This is a genomic window from Cellulosimicrobium sp. 4261 (genome assembly GCF_040546915.1).
In the GTDB taxonomy this organism is placed as follows: Bacteria; Actinomycetota; Actinomycetes; order Actinomycetales; family Cellulomonadaceae; genus Cellulosimicrobium; species Cellulosimicrobium cinnabarinum.
The window spans coordinates 1-1,269 of sequence record NZ_JBEPOQ010000032.1; the positions used below are offsets into that span (position 1 = coordinate 1).

Consider the following 1,269-nt stretch of genomic DNA (forward strand, 5'->3'; position numbering starts at 1 on the left):
CGGGACTGCTGCAGGAACGGTTGACACGGGGTTAGTGGTGATCATGCCGCAAGGGCGGCGTTCTGGGCGGTGAAGGCGAGCTCGTACTCGACCGGGGTGAGCTTGCCGAGGGCACGCTGGCGCCGACGCCGGTTGTAGGTGCGTTCGATCCAGAACACGATCGCGTCGTGCAGCTGGTCGCGGGTGGCCCAGCGGCGACGGTTCAGGACGTTCTTCTGCAGCAGCGCGTTCCAGGACTCCATGGCCGCGTTGTCGCCCGCGGAGGCGACGCGACCCATCGATCCCTTCAGCCCGGCTGCGGCCAGGACCGCCCGGAAGGAACGCGCTCGAAATTGCGAGCCTCGGTCCGAATGCACGACCACGACGCCGGTCGGGGCGCGTCTGGCCACGGCGGTGCGCAGGGCGCTGACGGTGAGCTGGGCGGTCATCCGCCCATCGATCGCGTAGCCGACGATCCGGTTGCTGAACAGGTCCTTGATCGCGCAGCAGTAGATCTTGCCCTCGCCAGTGGGGTGCTCGGTGATGTCAGTGACCCAGACCTTGTCCGGCTCGTCGGCGGTGAAGTTGCGTCGGACGTGGTCGTCGTGGACCGCAGGTCCCGGCGACTTCCCGGCCCCGCGTCGGCCCTTGCGGACCGTGGTTGACCACAACTTCTGCGCCGAGCACAGCCGCCAGACGCGTCGCTCGCCGACGTCATGACCGGCGCGCTCGAGCTCGTCGGCCAGGAACCGGTAGCCGAACTCCGGATCGTCGTCGTGGGCGTCGATCAGAACGTTAGTGAGGTAGGCGTCTTCCAGGTCCCGGTCGCTGACCGGGTTGGCCGCCCAGGCGTAGTACGCCTGCGTGGAGTGGCCGAGCACCCCGCAGGTCAGCCGCACGGGGATACCCTCGGCGGCCAGGTCACGGACCAGCGGGTAGCTCATTTTGGGAGCGATCCAGCGGCGAAGTACGCGGCCGCGCGGCGCAGAATCTCGTTCTCCATCTCCAACCGGCGCTTCTCGCGGCGCAGCTGGACCAGCTCGCTCTGCTCGCTGCTCGTCTGACCATCGACAACGCCGTCGTCGATATCGGCCTGACGCACCCAGCGCCGCACAGACTCCACAGAGACGTCGAAGTCGGACGCGACCTCGGCATGCGTCAGATCACCGCGACGGGCGACCCGCACAACGTCACGCTTGAACTCAGGCGGGAACTTCTTAGGCACAACGACATCCTTCCAGCAGGACCTCGACCCGCAGATGGAGTGTCAACCGTTCCTGCAGCAGTCCC

The 1,269-nt window shown here is 67.3% G+C and carries 1 protein-coding gene; it reads right to left on the reverse strand.

All coding sequences use genetic code 11. The features are described from left to right. Positions 1 to 41: 41 nt before the first annotated feature. Positions 42 to 1,204, reverse strand: a protein-coding gene (locus tag ABIE39_RS18710) for an IS3 family transposase (protein WP_354053026.1) whose coding sequence is annotated in 2 segments (ribosomal slippage) — positions 42 to 937 and positions 937 to 1,204 — 1,164 coding nt in all. Because the reading frame shifts where the segments join, the coding sequence is not laid out codon by codon here. Between the last annotated feature and the right edge of the window lie 65 nt (positions 1,205 to 1,269).